This is a genomic window from uncultured Stenotrophomonas sp. (genome assembly GCF_913778665.1).
GTDB lineage: Bacteria > Pseudomonadota > Gammaproteobacteria > Xanthomonadales > Xanthomonadaceae > Stenotrophomonas.
In genome coordinates this window covers 51,884-70,824 of the sequence record NZ_CAJYVQ010000002.1, presented here as the reverse complement: position 1 = coordinate 70,824, position 18,941 = coordinate 51,884, and the positions used below count along the sequence as shown (strand labels likewise).

At 67.3% G+C, this 18,941-nt stretch carries 16 protein-coding genes and 1 pseudogene; 10 read left to right on the top strand and 7 right to left on the bottom strand.

The annotated features are described in order from the left end of the window. Positions 1-32: 32 nt before the first annotated feature. From QZ853_RS01105 to grxC, 5 genes are all read right to left on the bottom strand, one after another. Positions 33-776 (bottom strand): cysteine hydrolase, encoded by a 744-nt coding sequence (locus QZ853_RS01105; RefSeq protein WP_295570046.1) that lies wholly within the window; start codon positions 774-776, stop codon positions 33-35. Positions 777-927: 151 nt separating this feature from the next. Beyond that, positions 928-1,338: a hypothetical protein gene (locus QZ853_RS01100; protein ID WP_295570044.1), complete on the bottom strand. Its 411-nt coding sequence runs from the start codon at positions 1,336-1,338 to the stop codon at positions 928-930. A gap of 135 nt (positions 1,339-1,473) precedes the next feature. After that, the gene (locus QZ853_RS01095; RefSeq protein ID WP_295570043.1) at positions 1,474-2,478 is read right to left on the bottom strand and encodes an isocitrate dehydrogenase; all 1,005 of its coding nucleotides are present in this window, start codon (positions 2,476-2,478) and stop codon (positions 1,474-1,476) included. Between the two features lie 318 nt (positions 2,479-2,796). Further along, the gene (locus QZ853_RS01090) at positions 2,797-3,189 is read right to left on the bottom strand and encodes a carboxymuconolactone decarboxylase family protein (RefSeq protein ID WP_295570042.1); all 393 of its coding nucleotides are present in this window, start codon (positions 3,187-3,189) and stop codon (positions 2,797-2,799) included. After that, positions 3,186-3,476: a glutaredoxin 3 gene (gene grxC / locus QZ853_RS01085; RefSeq protein ID WP_295570040.1), complete on the bottom strand. Its 291-nt coding sequence runs from the start codon at positions 3,474-3,476 to the stop codon at positions 3,186-3,188. Before grxC ends, QZ853_RS01090 begins: the two co-directional genes overlap by 4 nt. An 88-nt stretch (positions 3,477-3,564) precedes the next feature. On the opposite strand from grxC, the gene QZ853_RS01080 reads away from it, so the two are divergent. From QZ853_RS01080 to lpxH, 9 genes and pseudogenes are all read left to right on the top strand, one after another. Then, the gene (locus tag QZ853_RS01080) at positions 3,565-5,271 is read left to right on the top strand and encodes a M48 family metalloprotease (protein ID WP_295570039.1); all 1,707 of its coding nucleotides are present in this window, start codon (positions 3,565-3,567) and stop codon (positions 5,269-5,271) included. 116 nt (positions 5,272-5,387) lie between these two features. After that, a complete protein-coding gene (phoB, locus tag QZ853_RS01075; RefSeq protein WP_005408258.1) occupies positions 5,388-6,077 on the top strand; it encodes a phosphate regulon transcriptional regulator PhoB in 690 nt (229 codons plus the stop codon). 107 nt (positions 6,078-6,184) lie between these two features. Beyond that, positions 6,185-7,516: a phosphate regulon sensor histidine kinase PhoR gene (gene phoR, locus QZ853_RS01070; RefSeq protein ID WP_295570037.1), complete on the top strand. Its 1,332-nt coding sequence runs from the start codon at positions 6,185-6,187 to the stop codon at positions 7,514-7,516. Between the two features lie 4 nt (positions 7,517-7,520). Then, positions 7,521-9,608, top strand: coding sequence for a polyphosphate kinase 1 (gene ppk1 / locus QZ853_RS01065; RefSeq protein ID WP_295570035.1), 2,088 nt, complete (start codon positions 7,521-7,523; stop codon positions 9,606-9,608). Between the two features lie 433 nt (positions 9,609-10,041). Then, entirely contained in the window at positions 10,042-11,568 is a 1,527-nt protein-coding gene (ppx, locus tag QZ853_RS01060; RefSeq protein ID WP_295570034.1) for an exopolyphosphatase, read from the top strand. A gap of 370 nt (positions 11,569-11,938) precedes the next feature. Beyond that, positions 11,939-12,412 (top strand): annotated as a pseudogene (locus QZ853_RS01055) (TonB-dependent receptor); the annotation flags it as partial. 153 nt (positions 12,413-12,565) lie between these two features. Then, positions 12,566-13,711 (top strand): glycosyltransferase family 1 protein, encoded by a 1,146-nt coding sequence (locus tag QZ853_RS01050; protein WP_295570032.1) that lies wholly within the window; start codon positions 12,566-12,568, stop codon positions 13,709-13,711. After that, positions 13,692-14,231 (top strand): phosphatase PAP2 family protein, encoded by a 540-nt coding sequence (locus QZ853_RS01045; protein ID WP_295570030.1) that lies wholly within the window; start codon positions 13,692-13,694, stop codon positions 14,229-14,231. The genes QZ853_RS01050 and QZ853_RS01045 overlap by 20 nt, the downstream gene beginning before the upstream one ends. A gap of 93 nt (positions 14,232-14,324) precedes the next feature. Further along, positions 14,325-15,071 carry a UDP-2,3-diacylglucosamine diphosphatase gene (gene lpxH / locus QZ853_RS01040; RefSeq protein WP_295570027.1) on the top strand — a complete coding sequence of 249 codons (747 nt, stop codon included), beginning with the start codon at positions 14,325-14,327 and terminating at the stop codon, positions 15,069-15,071. An 87-nt stretch (positions 15,072-15,158) separates the two neighbouring features. Here the strand turns inward: lpxH and QZ853_RS01035 are convergent, their stop codons facing one another. After that, positions 15,159-16,412: a zinc-dependent metalloprotease gene (locus tag QZ853_RS01035; RefSeq protein WP_295570025.1), complete on the bottom strand. Its 1,254-nt coding sequence runs from the start codon at positions 16,410-16,412 to the stop codon at positions 15,159-15,161. A gap of 225 nt (positions 16,413-16,637) precedes the next feature. On the opposite strand from QZ853_RS01035, the gene QZ853_RS01030 reads away from it, so the two are divergent. Then, a complete protein-coding gene (locus QZ853_RS01030) occupies positions 16,638-18,095 on the top strand; it encodes a DUF2235 domain-containing protein (protein ID WP_295570023.1) in 1,458 nt (485 codons plus the stop codon). Between the two features lie 20 nt (positions 18,096-18,115). On the opposite strand, the gene QZ853_RS01025 is transcribed toward QZ853_RS01030, so the two are convergent. Continuing rightward, the gene (locus tag QZ853_RS01025) at positions 18,116-18,940 is read right to left on the bottom strand and encodes a ferritin-like domain-containing protein (RefSeq protein WP_295570021.1); all 825 of its coding nucleotides are present in this window, start codon (positions 18,938-18,940) and stop codon (positions 18,116-18,118) included. Position 18,941: the final 1 nt, after the last annotated feature.

The window sequence follows — 18,941 nt, the reverse complement described above, 5'->3', positions numbered from 1 at the left end:
GAGGCCCGCCAGCTGCGGGCCCCGCCAGCTTATCAAGCGCCGTTGCCGGCCTTGCGGACCGGCAGCGCCAGGATCGCATCGGTGCTGAGGACCTCACCGAACGCATCTTCGATCTGCGCCAGCGATGCTTCATGCAACGCACGATGGCCGATGCGCTGGCCGCCAGCCAGATCCAGGTCACGGCTGGCGGTGGCATCGCTGGCCACGATCACCCGGTAGCCGCGCGGGGCAGCGGCGGCATCACGGGCAGCGCCGACCACGCAGGCATGGGTCTGCAGGCCGGTCACGATCAGAGTATCGATGCCGGCGTCCTTCAGCGCCTTGTCCAGCACGGCGGCCGAGGCACCCGCGAACACGCTGACGTTGTCCTTCTGCACCACGGTTTCGCCGCTGCGCGGCTGCAGGTCGCGGTGGAAGTCGGCATTGACGCTGCCCTGCGCGAACAGCGGCGCGCCGGCCGGCAGCACGTGCTGCACATGGATCACGCGGATGCCATGGGCGTCGGCGAACTCGACCACCCGCTTGGCCTGTCGCAGCGCGACCACCCCATCGGGAATGACCATGCGGCCCCCGCTGAAACCGGGCGCGGCGCTGGCATTGAAGTACTCGTTCTGGAAGTCGATCACCAGCACGGCGGTCCTGTTGGCCTCAACCGAGGCCACCGACGGCGCACCGGCCATATGGCGGATGGTGGGATGGGTCGGCTCGGCCGCGGCGACCGGGGCGGTGGTGGCCATGCCGATCAGGCTGGCCAGGCCGAAAGCGGTAAGGTTCATGAGGGCAACTCCTGTGCGAGGGAAAGTGGGCACAGGATGTGGTGCGGATGACGCACGAACCAGCCATTTTCCGGCACATGATCTGTGCGTATAACGCACAGCAGAGTCGAGCCTGCTCGACGGGCCGTGCGCAGTCGAACAGGGCTCGCCGCTAAGACGCCAGCTTGACCCCATTGAGCCGCACGATCATCGCGTGGTCGCGCCCCAGCACTACTTCGGCGGTATTGCTGCCCGCGCGCACGGCAGATGCAAGGCCTGGCGGATACCTCACCGGCACGCCAGCCAGCGTCTGCACATGCTGGGCCGGTTGGATCCTGCTTCTGATCACGAACTCCGCACAGCGGCCTTCCAGCATGTGCACCGGCAATCCTGCCGGAAACTCGATCAGCTGCAGAACGCGCGCCTCGCTTTCCCGCAGGCTGCGGAGTGGCACCCCCAGCGTGCGCAGGCGGCGCAGCGCACGTTGGGCCCGGGACCACGGCCAGTAGTAGGTGAAGTAGATCGCCACGCCGATGGCATAGACGGCAACGGCCGCCACGACCCACACGGCCGCCTCAGGCATCTGAAAAAATCCTGTCGATGAAAACCCGCAGTTGAAAACGCAGACGGGCCATACAAGGACGGCCCGTCTTCAACGCTGAGCGGCCCCGGCTGGACATCGCCTGTCAGGACGATCTCCTGCGGGAACGCCGGCCGCTTACAGGCGGCTGGCGATGGCCTTGGCGAAGCTCATGGTGGTGCCGGTGCCACCGAGGTCGCCGGTCAGCGAATCCTTGGCTTCCATGGTGGCCACAATGGCCTTGCGCAGGCGCTCGGCGTTTTCCGGCTGGCCGATATGGTCCAGCATCTGCGCAGCTGCCAGCAGCAGTGCGCACGGATTGGCCTTGCCCTGGCCGGCGATGTCCGGCGCGGTACCGTGCACGGCTTCGAAGATCGCCGCGTCCTTGCCGATGTTGGCACCCGGGGCCAGGCCCAGGCCACCGACCAGGCCGGCGCACAGGTCGGAGATGATGTCGCCGAACAGGTTGGTGGTAACGATCACGTCGAACTGTTCCGGACGCATCACCAGCTGCATGCAGCAGTTGTCGACGATCATTTCCTGGAACTCGATCTCCGGGTACTGCGCGGCCACTTCACGGGCGACGTTCAGGAACAGGCCCGAGGTCGACTTGATGATGTTGGCCTTGTGTACGGCGGTGACCTTCTTGCGGCCGACGCTGCGGGCCAGCTCGAAGGCGTAGCGCACGATGCGCTCGGAGCCCTTGCGGGTGATGCGGGTGCCGGAGAAGGCGGTCTCGCCATCGGCCGACACTTCCTGGCCTTCGGCCAGATAGGCACCTTCGGTGTTCTCGCGAACGGTGATCAGGTCGACGTTGTCGAAACGCGACTTCGTGTTCGGGAAGGTGTGGGCCGGACGCACGTTGGCGTACAGGTCGAAGTGACGGCGCAGGCTGACGTTGATCGAGGTGAAGCCGCCACCGACCGGGGTGGTCAGGGGGCTCTTCAGCGCCACCTTGTTGCGCGCGATCGATTCCAGGGTCACCGCCGGCATCAGGTCGCCGTGCTTTTCCAGGGCCACCAGGCCAGCGTCGGCGTCTTCGTACTCCAGGCCAGCGTTGAGCTGGTCGAGCACGTACAGGGTGGCGTCCATGATTTCCGGGCCAATGCCGTCGCCGCGGATGACCGTAATTTTCTGCGTCATTGATCGATGTTCCGAACAGGGGGAAAAACGCCGTCCGGACGTGCCCGGAAACGCCGGCGCAAAGGAAGTTTCACCGGCAATTATGCCTTAGCCGGGCCCGGCTACCCAAGTAGACCATGGTCCTGACCCCGGCAAAGGCATAATTTCCCGCGCATTCCTCCTCTACCCCCGCCTGTCGGCGCGCCCCTTCAACAAGAAGGGGCTCTTGGGCGGTTGGATCGCGGGAAATGCCCCGGTGCGCGGCCGTGATCCGGTAGCGCCAGGCCATGCCCGGCGGCTTTTCGTTCAGGTCTCCGCCGGGCATGGCCCGGCGCTACCTCAGTGCTCGTGCGCTTCGGGGGCGGCGGCGCCGCCTTCGAGCTGGTCGAGGAAGTCGACCGCACGGCGCAGATGCGGGATCACGATCGAGCCGCCCACCACCAGACCGACCGAGAAGGTCTCGAAGAACTCTTCGCGGGTCACCCCGGCATCCTTGCACTGGGCCACGTGGTAGCTGATGCAGTCGTCGCAGCGCAGCACCATCGAGGCCACCAGGCCCAGCAGCTCCTTGGTCTTCACGTCCAGCGCGCCGGCCTGGTAGGTCTGCGTGTCCAGCGCGAAGAAGCGGCGCACCACCTGGTTGGGTTCACCCAGGATGCGCTCGTTCATGCGCTTGCGGAACTCGGTGAATTCGGCGATGCGGTCCTTGCTGGCGTCGTCGGCCGCGCTCATGCCTGGCCCTGCCCGGCCAGCAGCGGCTCGAGCTTGCCTTCACGGTGCAGGGCCATCATGTCGTCGTAGCCGCCGACATGGACGTCGCCGACGAAGATCTGCGGCACGCTGGTGCGCCGGGTCAGCGCCATCATCTTCTCGCGCTCGGCCGGGTCCAGGTCGATGCGGACCTCGGTCCACTGCTGGCCCTTGCTCTTCAGGAAGTTCTTGGCGGCCACGCAGTACGGGCAGACGGCGGTGGAATAGAGGGTGATGGCGGGGGCACCGCCGGCGGTCTGGGCTGTCACGGGAAACTCCACGATGGATCGACGGTCTACATATGGTACCGGTGCGCTGGAATTTCCACGCCACCGCCGCAACACTGTGGATTAACGAATGGTTGCCCCCTGCCCTGTCACGCTGGGCGTGCCCCGCCCGAGGACCCCCTGCTTGCGAGCCCTGCTGCTGTCCACCGCCGTCACCCTGGCCCTGGCCATGCCGCTGGCCCAGGCCCAGGCCCAGGAAAAACTGCCCGACATCGGCTCGTCCGCGGGGGAACTGCTTACGCCGGCCCGCCAGGCCGAGTACGGCGCGATGATGCTGCGCGAGCTGCGCAACTACGGCTACCTGCTGGACGATCCGCTGGTCAATGAGTGGCTGCAGACCATCGGCACCCGGCTCGGCTCCAACAGCGACCAGCCGCGCCAGCCCTACACCTTCTTCGTGATGAAGGACCGCCAGATCAACGCCTTCGCCACGCTGGGCGGCTACATCGGGGTCAACGCCGGCCTAGTACTGACCGCCGAGCGCGAGGACGAGGTGGCCGCAGTGCTGTCCCACGAAATCGCCCACGTCACCCAGCAGCACGTGCTGCGCGGGGTCGAACGCGCCCAGCGCGACCAGATCCCGATCCTGCTGGGCATGCTGGCGGCGGTGGTGGCTGCCCAGGCCAGCAACAGTACTTCCTCGGGCAACGCCACCATGGCCGCGATCAGCTCGGGCATGGGCCTGATGCAGCAGCGGCAGATCAACTACACCCGCTCCAACGAATCGGAGGCCGACCGTCTCGGCATCCGCACCCTGTCGCGCAGCGGCTACGACGTGGATGCGATGGCCGGCTTCTTCGAGCGGATGTCAGCGGCGATGCGCGGCAACGAGGGCGGCTACAGCGTGCCGGAGTTCCTGCGCACCCACCCGGTCAACATCACCCGCATCAGCGAGGCCAAGGCCCGCGCCGAGCAGATGAAGAAGGACACGGTGCTGCTGACCACCAGCACCCCCAGCGGCGAACGCAAGGAGCGGGTGAATCCCGCCGATCCGGGCCTGGCCGAGCCGCTGCTGCGCGGAAACAACCCGTTGCTGCCCAGCAGCGTGCTGCGCATTCCGGTTGGCCAGCTGGCCCGCGGCGCCAGCGGCGACTTCGAGTGGGCACGCGAGCGCCTGCGGGTGCTCAGTGCCGATTCCACCGCCGAGCTGGAGCGCGAATACGCGGACATGGCCAAGCGGCAGAAGGACGGTCTCAACGATGCCCAGCGCTATGGCCAGGCGCTGGCGATAATGCGCGGCGGCCGCAGCGCTGCCGCGCAGGCCCGGCAGACCCTGGCCGGCCTGCTGCAGACCCGCCCGGATAACCTGTGGCTGGCGCTGGGCCTGGGTGAGGCCGAATCGCGTGCCGGACTGGGCGCGCAGGCCAACAGCCGTTTCGAACAGCTGCTGCGTGAGCACCCCAACAGCCGCCCGGTGGCGCTGACCTACGCCGAGATCCTGAACGAACAGGGCTCCCGCGAGGCCGGCCAGCGGGCACAGGCCATGCTGCGGCCCCTGCTGTCGCAAAGCGGTAATGATCCGGTCTTCCAGCAGCGCTTCGCCCGCGCCAGCGAGCTGGCGGGCGACAGCGTGCGCGCCAGCGAGGCCTACGCCGAGGCGGCCTTTCTCAGCGGCCGCCCGGAGCAGTCGCTGATGCAGCTGCAGGCACTCAAGCGCAACCCGGCGCTGGATTACGTTGGCCGGGCGCGAGTGGATGCGCGCATCGAGGCGATCACCCCCACCGTGCTGGAACTGCGCCGCCAGGGCGTGCAGGACCCGGACCTGGACCGCCGCTGAGTGCTGCATGACCGGTCGATGGCAATCCAAGCCGCTTCCGGCCAGGCAGTCACAAACATGTCATCAAACCGTAGTCTACTGGCACCACTCCAGTAACCGAGCCCTACGGTGTCCTCGTGCAGAAACGCATCCTGATCGTCGATGACGAGCCCGCGATCCGTGAAATGGTCGCCTTCGCCCTGCGCAAGGGCGATTACGAACCGGTCCACGCCGGCGACGCCCGCGAGGCCCAGACCGCGATCGCCGACCGCGTCCCGGACCTGATCCTGCTGGACTGGATGCTGCCCGGCACCAGCGGCCTGGACCTGGCCCGCCGCTGGCGCAAGGAAACGCTGACCCGCGAAGTGCCGATCATCATGCTGACCGCCCGCGGCGAAGAGAATGACCGCGTCGGTGGCCTCGAAGCCGGTGTCGACGATTACGTGGTCAAGCCCTTCTCGGCGCGCGAACTGCTGGCCCGCATCCGTGCGGTGATGCGCCGTGCCCGCGAGGACGACGAGGACGGCAGCGTGGCGGTCGGCCCGATCCGCATCGACGGCGCCGCCCATCGCGTGTTCGCCAACGACCAGCCGGTGCCGATCGGCCCGACCGAGTACCGCCTGCTGCACTTCTTCATGACCCACCCCGAACGCGTCTATACCCGCGCGCAGCTGCTGGACCACGTATGGGGCGGCAGCGTGTACGTGGAAGAGCGCACCATCGACGTGCACATCCGCCGCCTGCGCAAGACGCTGGAACCGTTCAACGCCGAAAACATGGTGCAGACCGTACGCGGGGCCGGCTACCGCTTCTCCACTGCCACCTGAGTCTCGTCGTGCCGGCGCCGCGCCCCCCGCGGGTGCCGGCCCCGGCAACTCTGCTATAACCCTCGGTTCACCCCAGTGAACCGCCGCACCTCAACGACGAGATCGCAATGCCCCGCCACATCCGCTCTGCCTGGTTGAAGACCCTGGCCACTGTTGCCGCGGTACTGCTGTTCTCCGGACTGGTGGGGTTGTTTACGGGTCATCTGTGGATGTGCATCGCACTGGGCGCGTTGGCCACCCTGACCTGGCACTACTGGCGCCTGCGCAGCGTGCTGCGCCGCCTGACCGCGCGCCAGCGCTGGGACACCGCCGAAGAAGGCACCGGCGTCTGGAACGAACTGGACCGCCTGCTGTACCGCAACCAGGTGGAAATGCGCGTGCGCAAGCGCCGCCTGCTGGACATGCTGCGCAGCTACCGCGCCGCCGCCGCCGCGCTGCCCGACGCGGTGGTGGTGCTGGACCGCAACAGCCAGCGCGTGCAGTGGTTCAACGAAGCGGCCACCGCCCTGCTTGGCCTGCATCATCCGGGTGACCTCGGCGAAGCGCTGGTCGAGCGCCTGCAGCCGATGCCGCTGGCCCACTGGCTGGCCGGCGGCCGCAACGCCGAGCCGATCCTGGACGTGCCCTCGCCGGTCGATCCGGCGATCCGCCTGAACCTGCGCCTGATTCCCTATTCTTCCGACTACTGGCTGCTGATCGCCCGCGACGTCAGCAAGCTGCTGCGCTTGGAACAGGTGCGCCGCGACTTCGTTGCCAATGTTTCACACGAGCTGCGCACGCCGCTCACCGTGGTCCACGGCTACCTGGACATGATGGACCCGGAAGATTTCCCGGGCACCGGTCCGATGCTGGAAGAGATGCGCAAGCAGAGCCAACGCATGGCCCAGCTGGTGGAAGACCTGCTGACCCTGTCGCGCCTCGAATCGCAGGAACACAGCGAGGAAGAGACGGTCGCGATGCAGCCGATGCTGGCCACGCTGCGCCGCGAGGCCGAGGCGCACAGCCAGGGCCGCCACCAGATCAGCATCGACGACCTCGCCGGTGTTGACCTGCAGGGTTCGACCAAGGAACTGCACAGCGCGTTCTCCAACCTGGTCACCAACGCGGTGCGCTACACGCCGGCAGGGGGTCGCATCGCGGTGGAATTCCGCCGCGAAGGCGACGGCGCGGTGCTGGCAGTGCGCGACTCCGGTTACGGCATTCCGGCCACCCACCTGCCGCGCCTGACCGAACGCTTCTACCGTGTTTCCAGCAGCCGCTCGCGAGAAAGCGGCGGCACCGGCCTGGGCCTGTCCATCGTCAAGCACATCCTCGGCCTGCACCACGCACGGCTGGAGATTGAAAGCGAGGTAGGCAAGGGCTCGGTGTTCTCCTGCCATTTCGATGCCGACCACGTGCGCCCGCGTGAGTCCGCCCCCCTGACTTCCATCGAAGAATGACGCCATGAGCAGCCTCGGATCCCTCCCCCTCCCCGTGAGCCCGGACAACGATCCGCTGCGCGACCCGGCGCTCTACATCAACCGCGAACTGTCGCAGCTGGATTTCAATTTCCGCGTGCTGGCGCAGGCGATGGACCCTCAGGTGCCGCTGCTGGAGCGCCTGCGCTTCATGTGCATCTCCTGCACCAACCTTGATGAGTTCTTCGAGATCCGTGCCGCTGCCGTGCGCCATGCGCAGGAATTCGGCCTGCCACCGGCGCCGGACGGGATGAGCCCGCAGGCCATCCTCAATGCCATCCATGACCGCGCCGCCGAACTGGTGGACCAGCAGTACCGCTGCTGGAACGAGACGCTGCGGCCGGCGCTGATGGACGCTGGCATCGGCGTGCTCGGCCGCCATTCGTGGAACCACCGCCAGAAGCGCTGGCTGCGCGCGTACTTCCGCAATGAGATCATGCCGGTGCTGTCGCCGCTGGGCCTGGATCCGGTGCATCCGTTCCCGAAGATCCTCAACAAGTCGCTGAACATCGTGGTGGTGTTGAAGGGCACCGATGCGTTCGGTCGCGCTGGGCACCTGGCCATCGTGCGCGCACCGCGCTCGCTGCCGCGCATCATCCAGCTGCCCGAAAAGCTCGGCGGATCGCAGAACTTCGTATTCCTGTCGTCGGTGCTGTCCACCTTCGTCGATGAGCTGTTCCCCGGCATGGAAGTCCAGGGCGCCTACCAGTTCCGCGTCACCCGCAATTCCGAACTGGTGGTGGACGAGGAAGAGGTGGAGAACCTGGCGCTGGCGCTGCGCGACGAACTGGTCGACCGCGGCTACCGGCCAGCGGTGCGGCTGGAAATCGCCCACGACATGCCGCGCGAGATCGTGCGCACCCTGCTGCAGAACTTCGGCCTGACCGAGAATGCGGTGTACCGCATCGACGGCCCGGTCAACCTCAACCGCATCATCCAGTTGTACGACCTGATCGCGCAGCCGGACCTGAAGTATCCGCCGATGACCCCGCGCACCCTGCGCGACAGCGACGGCATCTTCGAGACAGCCGCACGCCAGGACCTGCTGCTGCACCACCCGTTCGATGCCTTCACCGCGGTGCTGGAGCTGATCCGGCAGGCGGCGATCGATCCGAACGTGCTGGCGATCAAGCAGACCCTGTACCGCACCGGCAAGGACTCGCTCATTGTCGATGCACTGATCCAGGCCGCGCGCAACGGCAAGGACGTGACCGTGGTGGTCGAGTTGCGCGCGCGCTTCGACGAAGAGGCCAACCTGGGCCTGGCCGATCGCCTGCAGGAAGCCGGCGTGCAGGTGGTGTACGGCGTGGTCGGTTACAAGACCCACGCCAAGATGCTGCTGATCGTGCGCCGCGAGGGCCGCAAGCTGCGCCGCTACGTGCACCTGGGCACCGGCAACTACCACAGCGGCACCGCACGCGCGTACACCGATATCAGCCTGATCACCGCCGATCCGGACATCGGCAACGATGTGCACCTGCTGTTCCAGCAGCTGTCCGGCCTGGCCTCGAAGATGAAGCTCAAGCGCCTGCTGCAGTCGCCGTTCACCCTGCACACCGGCATCCTCGGCCGGATCGAGCGCGAGACGCGCATCGCCGCAGCCGGGCGCCCGGCGCGGATCATCGCCAAGATGAACGCCCTGAACGAACCGCAGGTGGTACGCGCGCTGTATGCAGCGTCGCAGGCCGGCGTGCAGATCGACCTGATCATCCGCGGCGCCTGCACCCTGCGCCCGGGCGTGCCGGGGGTCTCGGACAACATCCGCGTACGCTCGATCGTCGGCCGCTTCCTGGAACACAGCCGCGTCTACTGGTTCGGCAACGACGGCGCGCCGGAGATGTACTGCGCCAGCGCCGACTGGCTGGAGCGCAACCTGCTGCGCCGGGTCGAGACCTGCTTCCCGATCCTCGATCCGGAACTGGCCAAGCGGGTCTACCGCGAGGTGCTGCAGAACTACCTGGACGACAACCTCAACGCCTGGGAACTGGATGCCGACGGCGTGTACCACAAGCGCACACCGGCCCACGACGAAGCGCCGCATTCCGCGCAGATGGCATTGATGCAGGGACTGTGACCGGGTGTGTCGACCAGGGTCGGCACCTACCAAGAGCAGCAGGCACCGATTCTGGTCGGGATTGGATCAGTGCCGACCAACGGTCGGCACCCACCATCAGATCGCAGAAATCTGTCGAAAGCGGAGTGGGTCCGGTTGCGGGGGGTGAGCACCATGGGCCCGAGGCATCCCTCGGGCGGGTTGGGCAGGACGCCCAACCCCGGTCTTGCCGTGTGCGCAGGACAGCGCATACGAGCAAGCGCGACCAAGCCTCCCTGGGCGGATTCACGGCGTCTCCCGAACCCGGACCCACCCCGCCATCCTACGGATAGCCCGCTTTTGCCGTTGCCGTTGATTCGGCAGGTGCAGGGCGCAGCCCTGGCGCACTCCCCTCTTCCAAAATGTGAAGGCCACGCGGTGACGAGCACACCGCCCCTTCGGCTAACATTCGCCCATGCCGCATACCACCACGACTCCGCCCGCATTGCAGGATGGCGACCTGCTGGCCGCCATCGACCTTGGCTCCAACAGCTTCCACATGGTCATCGCGCGCTACACGCTCGGCCAGCTGCGGGTGATCGACCGCCTGCGCGAGACGGTGCGCATGGCCGATGGCCTGGACGGCAAAGGCGGCCTGTCCTCCGCCGCCCGACAGCGCGCGCTGGAGTGCCTGGCCCGTTTCGGCCAGCGCATCCGCAACGTGCCGCCGCACCGGGTACGTGCGCTGGCCACCAATACCGTGCGCCAGCTGCGCTCGCCGCAGTCGTTCCTGGTTCCGGCCGAGACCGCGCTGGGGCATGCCATTGAAGTGGTCAGCGGCCGCGAAGAAGCGCGCCTGATCTACCTCGGCGTGGCCCACGCGCAGCCGCCCAAGCCAGGCCAGCGCCGCCTGGTGATCGATATCGGCGGCGGCTCGACCGAGTTCATCATCGGCATGGGCATGCAGACCCTGGAGCGCGAGAGCCTGCAGGCCGGCTGCATCGCCAGCACCCGGCGCTTCTTCCCGGGCGGCAAGCTGAGCAGGAAGCGCTGGAAGGACGCGCTGGCCGAGATCGGCCGCGAGTTCCAGCCCTTCGCCAGCAAGTACCGTGCGCTGGGCTGGCAGGAAGCGCTCGGCTCATCGGGCACGCACAAGGCGATCAGCGAGATCTGCGCGACGATGAAGCTGAGCAAGGGCGCGATCACCGCCGAAGCCTTGCCGCAGCTGCGCGACGAACTCCTGAAAGCCAAGAAGATCGACGACATCCAGCTGCCGGGCCTGTCCAGCGATCGCCGCCCGATCATCGCCGGCGGCATCCTGGTGCTGGAGGCCGCCTTCCAGGCGCTGGGCCTGCAGAAGCTGCTGGTCAGCAAGGCGGCGATGCGCGAAGGCATCCTCTACGACATCGTCGGCCGTGCCGGCGAGAACGACCTGCGCGACGAATCGGTGGCCGCGCTCACCCAGCGCTATGGCATCGACACGCTGCAGGCCGACCGCGTGCAGGACACCGCGCTGTCGCTGCTGGAGCAGGTGCAGGAACGCTGGAAGCTGGATGCCGACGATGCCCGCATGCTGGGGTGGGCCGCACGCCTGCACGAGCTCGGCCTGATGATCGCGCACAGTGGCTACCACGTGCACGGCAGCTACGTGTTGGAGAATTCAGACATCGCCGGCTTCTCGCGGCAGGAGCAGCAGATGCTGGCCGCGCTGGTACGCAGCCATCGCCGCAGCGTCACCAAGACCGCCTTCGATGCCCTGCCCGAGCGCCTGCTGCTGACCGCGCGCCGGCTGGCCGCGCTGCTGCGCCTGGCGGTGCTGCTCAATCGCGCGCACGAAGACGCGCCGCTGCCGGCTCTGGAATTGACCGCCGACGACAACCGGCTGTCGCTGATCGTGCCGCAGACTTTCATCGACGCTCGTCCGCTGCTGCGTGCCGACCTGATCGGCGAAACCGACGGCATCGCCGGCCTGGGCATCCAGTTCCGCCCGTTCGTGGCCTGAGCTGACACCCAGCGCTTCTGATCCATCCGCGCTGTTGAAGCGCCACGACCACGGCCCTTCGGGGCCGTGGTTTTTTGTTTTCGCGCTGGCTATCGCTTTTCACGTTCACGCTGACGCATCCAATCCAGGCGGCGGCCCGGTACTCCGCATGCGACGCAGCCACACATGCAAGAACAATCGATTGATTCGACTCCGCTTTGTGCAGAAGCGTCACAGTCGCCGCACGCGTTGCCAGCCCTTTCCCATATATCTCCCGGCAGGCCTTCACCAGGTTCGAACATCCACCTCGGTCGGCCAATGGGGGCGCATCGTCGGCTTCAAGGGCCCCGGCTGCAGCAGTGCCCGTGGATGCAGCTATTCGCTCGATCGCGCCGACTGGAAGACCACCTATGTGGTCGCCGCCGAAGAAAAGACCACCCATGAGGCCGACGTTCCGCCGATTCCGAGCAATGGCATCGCCACCAACGGCGGCATCGGTTTCCGCGTGCGCTCCAACGCATCGGTGGGCTGGGAGCGCGGCGACTTCGGCCTGAGCTGGAACCTGCGCTATTTTTCTGCGCTCAAGGAACGCTGCCTCGATGCGGGCGACTATCCGGACGAATGCTCGCATCCGGGCTAGCATGCGCCCTGGTTCAGCGGTACCCGTGATTACAACCGTCGCGGATCGGTCACCTTCCACGATGTGCAGGCGCGCTACAACCTGCCGTGGGACGCGACGGTTTCGATAGGTGCCAACAATGTGTTCGGTCGCCAGGGGCCGGTCATGTACAGCCAGCCGAGTTCGAACTTCGCCTGCTACGGCGGTTTCGACATCGGCCGTTTCATCTACATGAAATACCAGTAGCGCTTCTGATCCAGGCAGGCGGCGCGAGGCCCCCGCCATCGCTCTTATGGGCGGTGGTGGGGCCCGGCCCGGCCTGCGTCATCTGGCGGTCGCAAAGTGGTCATATCGGCTACATCGCCAGCGCCGAGCATGCCGGAAACCGGGAGGCCCGCCATGCGCTATGCCATCGTCACCGAGACCTACCCGCCGGAAGTGAACGGCGTTGCCCTCACCGTGCAGGGCCTGGAGCAGGGACTGCGTGCATCCGGCCACGAGATCGACCTGATCCGGCCACGCCAGGCCAGCGAAGCACTGGAGTCGGCACCCGGCACCCTGCTGGTGCCCGGCGCGGGCCTGCCGCGCTATCCCGGCCTGCGTTTCGGCCTGCCAGCGCCGATCCGGCTTGGCCGCCACTGGCAGCAGCAGCGCCCGGATGCGGTCTACGTCGCCACCGAAGGCCCGCTGGGCTGGTCGGCGCTGCGCACCGCGCGCCGCCTCGGCATTCCGGTTGCCAGTGGTTTCCACACCCGCTTCGACGAATACCTGCCCGACTACGGCGTGGCCTGGCTGCAGGCCGCGGCGATGCGCTGGATGCGCCGCTTCCACAACCAGGCCGACGCAACCCTGGTTCCCACCCGCGAGCTGCAACAGTTCCTCGGCGAGCAGGGCTTCGAGCGCGTGCGCCTGCTGGCGCGGGCGGTCGACAGCCAGCAGTTCGATCCGGACCGGCGCGATCCCGCACTGCGCGATGAATGGGGCGTGGATGGCAATGGCCTGGTCGCGATCTACGTCGGCCGCATCGCCGCCGAGAAGAACCTCGGCCTGGCGGTGAAGGCATTCCGGCGCCTGCAGCAGATCCGGCCGAAGGCACGCTTCGTCTGGGTGGGCGATGGCCCGGCCCGCGAAAAGCTGGCGCATGAGAATCCCGACTTCATCTTCTGTGGCATCCAACGCGGCGATGCACTTGCCCGACACTTTGCCAGCGGCGATCTGTTCCTGTTCCCCAGCCGCAGCGAGACGTTCGGCAACGTGACTCTGGAAAGCATGGCCAGCGGTGTGGTCACGGTGGCCTTCGATTACGGCGCTGCCCGCGAATACCTGCGCAACGGCGAAAACGGCGCCGCCGTGGATACCGATGAGCAGTTCATTGACGCCGCCGTGCAGCTGGCCGCCGACGACGCGCAGCGCCACCTGCTGGGCAGCAACGCCGCACGCGCGATGAAACGCCTGCACCCGCAGCAGGTGGTGGCGCAGTTCGATGCGCTGCTGGCCGAGCTGGCCCAGTCGCGGAGGCGCGGCCATGCGCACCACGCGGCTTGAGCTGCTGGCCGACCGCGAAGCGCGCCTGTGCCGGCGCGCCAACCACTACTGCCGCCGCCGCCGCGTGCGCCGCCTGTTCTCGGTGATCAGCCGGCTCGGTGATGGCGTGTTCTGGTATGTGCTGATGGGCGCGCTGGTGCTGCTCGATGGCTTCGATGGCCTGCGCGCCTCCGTGCACATGGCCGCTACCGGCTTGGCCGCGCTGCTGCTGTACAAGGGCCTCAAGCGCTGGGCCCGGCGCCCGCGTCCCTATGCGGCCGACCTGCGCATCCGTGCCTGGGTGGCACCGCTGGATGAATTCAGCTTCCCCTCCGGCCACACCCTGCATGCGGTGTCGTTCACCATCGTCGCGCTGGCGTACTACCCGTGGCTGGCGCCGCTGCTGGTGCCGTTCACGGTGGGCGTGGCGCTGTCGCGTATCGTGTTGGGCCTGCATTACCCCAGCGACGTGCTGGCCGCCACCGGCATCGCCATCGGTCTGGCGTCGGCCAGCCTGGCCTGGTTGCCGCTGCCGGTGTAGCCCCCCAGGGTCAGATCCCTTTTCCTTCGGAGCGACCTGACCCCTGCGATTCCTGCGGCGCTACCGTCATCGTTGATGCCCTAGAATGCAGGCATGACCACGTTGTTCATTTCCGACCTGCACCTGGACCCCAGCCGTCCGGAGATCACCGACCTGTTCCTGCGCTTCCTGCGTGAGCAGGCGCCCGGCGCCGATGCGCTGTACATCCTCGGCGACCTGTTCGAAGCCTGGATTGGCGATGACACGCCCTCGCCCGCCGCCGATGCGGTGGCCGATGCATTGAAGGTGCTGTCCGACAGCGGCGTGCCGGTGTATTTCATCCGTGGCAACCGCGATTTCCTGCTCGGCGAGGACTACGCGCGCCGCGCCGGCCTGCGCATCCTGCCCGACCCGTGCCTGATCGAACTGTATGGCCGCCCGGTGCTGCTGCAGCACGGCGACCTGCTGTGCACCGACGATGTTCCTTACCAGCAGTTCCGCGCGCAGACGCGCGACCCGGTGTTCCAGGCGCAGTTCCTGTCGCAGCCGCTGGCCGCGCGCATCGCCTTCGCACAGAAGGCGCGCGAAGCCAGCCAGGCCCGCCAGTCGGAAATGAAACAGGGCGATCGTGCGCAGTTCGAGACCGTCACCGACGTGGCCCCGGCCGAAGTCGACGCCACCTTCGTGCGTCACGGCGTAGACACCATGATCCACGGCCACACCCATCGTCCGGCGGTGCACACACTGCAGGCCGGCGGTCGCGCCTGCACCCGCATCGTGCTGGGTGACTGGTACGAACAGGGCTCGGTGCTGCGCGTGGACGCCAACGGCTGGTCACTGGATGCCCTCGCCCGCGAATGATGGATCGCAGGGTGCCAACCAGGATTGGCATCTACCCGGGCAGGTACACGTGCCCGGGCAGACGCCGACCCTCGTCGGCAACCGGCCTCAGCGGAATGCCGCGATGGTGGCCTTGGTGTTGACCAGCACGCGTTGGTTGTCGGCCGTACTGGCATTGCCCATCGGGATGCCGTTGTAGCTGATGTTGGGGTTGGACCAGTAGTTCAGGCGCGGGCAGCTGCGGGTGCAGTTGTAGGCCATGATCGTGCGCCAGCCGGTGCCGGTGGCCGGTTCATAGCGGTAGCCATGGCCATAGGCGTAGGGCGACGTGCTCGAGTCGGTGGCGATGTCATGCCGTGCGCTCTGCAGGTGGCCGATCTCGTGGGCGAACGAGTAATAGCCGGTCGCGCAGTCCCAGTACACCGCAGCGAACGCGGTCGAGGCGTTCGAGCCGATGCCAGAGGCCAGGCCGCAGTACGCGGCGTTGTTGATCAGCAGTACGCCGACGTCGGCTGCGGTGCTGTTGCGGCTGGTATGGATGCTGTCCATGTAGCCATCACTGGTGCCACGGAAGCGCGCCAGATCGGTATCGAAGCTGCCCGACTCGCTGTAGCTGGTGGTCTCGTAGCCGGCCAGCTGCAAGGTGATGCCGACGTTGCTGTTGACGTAGCCCTGGTTGGACTCAGCCACCGCCAGCTGCACCAGCGACTGCATGTTGCCGCCGTAGGCTGACACCGCAGCGTTGGTCGCCACCACCAGCACGCGGATGGTCGCCGGCGTGCCCGACGAAGCCTGCGCGATGCCGATGTGGTCGTTGTCGCCCATCGGGATCTTCGGCAGCTGGTTGTAGTCGGCCGGATGATCGGCCGGCATCCGCGATTCGTCCACTTCCACCAGTACGTGGCGGTTGCCCAGCGGACGCAGGCGATACAGCTTGCCGTCCTTGCGGATCGAACCGGTGATCGTGTCGCCCGAGCGCACCAGGATCAGCGAATTGCCTGGATCGTCCTGGCCGCTGGAGGTGGTCGCGGTCAGCCGGTCGGACGGCGAGCGGAACTGGCCGTACCAGATGCTGCCGCCATCGGGCAGAGCTTCGACCTTGCTGCGCACCGCCTGCACGCGCTTGCCGAGCAGCTCGAACTCCAGCTGCGGTTGCGCCGTAGCCGCGGCGTCGACACGCACTTCCTGTACCGTCGCCGTGGACGGCGTGGCCAGCAGCTTGCCGAGTGCGGGCTCACTGTTAGCGGATGCCCGGCTGATCACCGTGACCGGCTCGAACAACGGTGCCGCGTGCGCGGCCGCTGCCACCGACAAACCCAACACCAGGCCACCTGCCGCTTTGCCAATCGATCTGGACAACATTGCGTCGCTCCTTGAATGATGTGAACAGCGTTGATGCAGCACGCCCGGGTTTGCCGGGTCTGGCCATATGGCCTGCGCGGGTCGTGTGAATTCAATAGTTGACGCGAATGAAGATCAGGAACTGTGATCGACCGCATCTGCGTTCAGTCAGGTCAAAAGCGTCACTGCACGTCGTACACACACTGTTTTCGCGCTACTTTGACGCAGTCACGACGGGGGATGCACATGGCACCATCGCAGGAGACGGACGAAGATGACGGCTTGCTGCGGATAGGCCTGTTCTTCGATGGCACGCGCAACAATGCCCACAACCTGGCGCGCGGTCGCCCGCAGCGTCCGCAACCGCGTCCGGCCGAACTGCGCGCCGACGACGATTCGACCTACCAGAGCCGGCTGACCAGCAGCTACGACAACGGCCTGACCAACATCGCGCGCCTGCAGCAGCTGTACCCGGACAGCCGCCGAGATGCGACGTTCGCGCCCGCGCTGTCGATCTACGTGGAAGGCGTGGGCACGCGCGACGGTGCCGATGACGATCTGATCGGGCTGGCGTTCGGCATCGGTGCCAGCGGCGTGCGCGCGAAAGTGCAGCGCGCGCTTCAGGTGCTGCTGCCGGCCGCGCTGACCGAGTTGTCTTCGCGCTGGCGGCAGCCATTGCGCCGCGTGCAGCTGGATCTGTTCGGCTACTCACGCGGCGCTGCGGCCGCGCGTGACATCGCCAACCAGCTGCAGGGCTGGGACAGCGCACGCTGGCGGCAGCTGCTGCGGGCCTCGGGCCTGGCCTGCAGCGCCGACTTCGCCGTGGCAACGCCGCCGCTGCGCTTCATCGGTCTGTTCGACACCGTGGTCGCGGTCAATGGCGGCCGCGCCGATGAGCAACCGCAGGTGGCCCTGCGCAACGGCCTCGCCGCAATGGCCGTGCAGCTGATCGCGCGCGACGAGCACCGCCAGCACTATCCATTGACCAGCGTGGCACCGCCGTTCACCGACCTCGCATTGCCCGGCGTGCACGCCAACATTGGCGGCGGCTACAACCAGGTAGAGGAAGGCCCCAAGCTGCTCAGTCGCCCGCGGCGCCAACAACTGCGCCGCCCTGCCGTTGCCGACTACCAGACGCCATCACTGGCGATGCTGCAGGCCACCACGGCCTATGCCGAAGCGCAGGCCGACGCCGAGCGCTGGCGGCAGCAGCTGGGTGCGAGCGACAAGGAAGTGTGGGTCGATGTCTGGCACCAGTGGCAGCAGCAGCGCCGTGCCGGCAGCCGCAGCGTGCTGCTGTCGCCGGTGCTTTACGTAACGGCCGCAGTGGTACTGCGCCGACGCATCGACTGGCGCTACCAGCTGATCGCGCTGCAGGTGATGCAGCAGTACGCGCGCGCTGCCGGCGTGCACTGGCAGGCCGACGCCGCCGATGTTCCCGGCTGGGAACTGCCGTCGGCCTTGCTGCCGATCGCGCGACGGCTGATCGCCGGGCAGGCACTGACCCAGACCCAGGAGGCGTTGCTGCGGCGTCGCTACCTGATGCAGTCGGCGCACTGGAACTTCGACGCGCTGGGCGATACCGCATTGACCTACGCCGCCGACGCCGGCGTCAGCGAACTGCCCTACCGCCCCGGACCGGGATTGTTCTACATCAACCGCCCCACCGTGGACGGCAAGCGCGTGGTGTTGCCGAATGGGTGAACTGCATCCACCGGTGCCCGTCAACCCGCCTGTTCGACCAGGTTGGCCAGCTCGTCGGCATCGAAGCCGGCCAGCAGGCGCGCTTCCATGTTGAACGGGCCGTGCAGGTAGCCACCGGCATACTCCTCCAGCAGTTCCTTGAAGCGTGCGCGCGGCTCGGCGCCGGCGCGATCGCAGTACCAGCGGTACCAGCGCGAACCGGCGGCGACATGCGCCACTTCCTCGCGCAGGATCACCTCAAGCACCTCGGCGGTTTCGCCATCGCCGACCTTGCGCAGCTTCTCGATCATGCCCGGGGTTACGTCCAGGCCACGCGCTTCCAGCACGCGCGGCACCAGCGCCATGCGCGCCAGACCGTCATGTGCGGTCTTCTCGCACATCTCCCACAGGCCGTTGTGCGCGGGGAAATCGGCGTAGTCCTGGCCATGCACCCGCAGACGTTCGCGCAGCAGCATGAAATGGCGCGATTCGTCGTCGGCGCAGCTGACCCAGTCGGCGTGGAATGCCGACGGCAGGCCGCGGAAGCGGTACACCGCATCCCAGGCCAGGTCGATCGCGTTGAGCTCGATATGGGCGATGGCGTGGATGAAGGCGGCTCGCCCTGCCACGCCACCGAGCCCCCGCCGTGGCACTTCGCGGGGGTGCACCAGCACCAGCTGCGGCGGACGACCCGGCATGCGGATCGGTTCCGGTGGCGGCGCATCGGCCGCCACCTTCAGGCGGCCGGCCCGGAACGCCGCAGCGTAGGCCTGGGTCAGCGCGACCTTGCGCAGCGGATCGGCTTCGGCCAGGCACTGCTGCGCCGCGCGCAGCAGGTCGCCTCCAACGTCGGGCACGTCAACCACG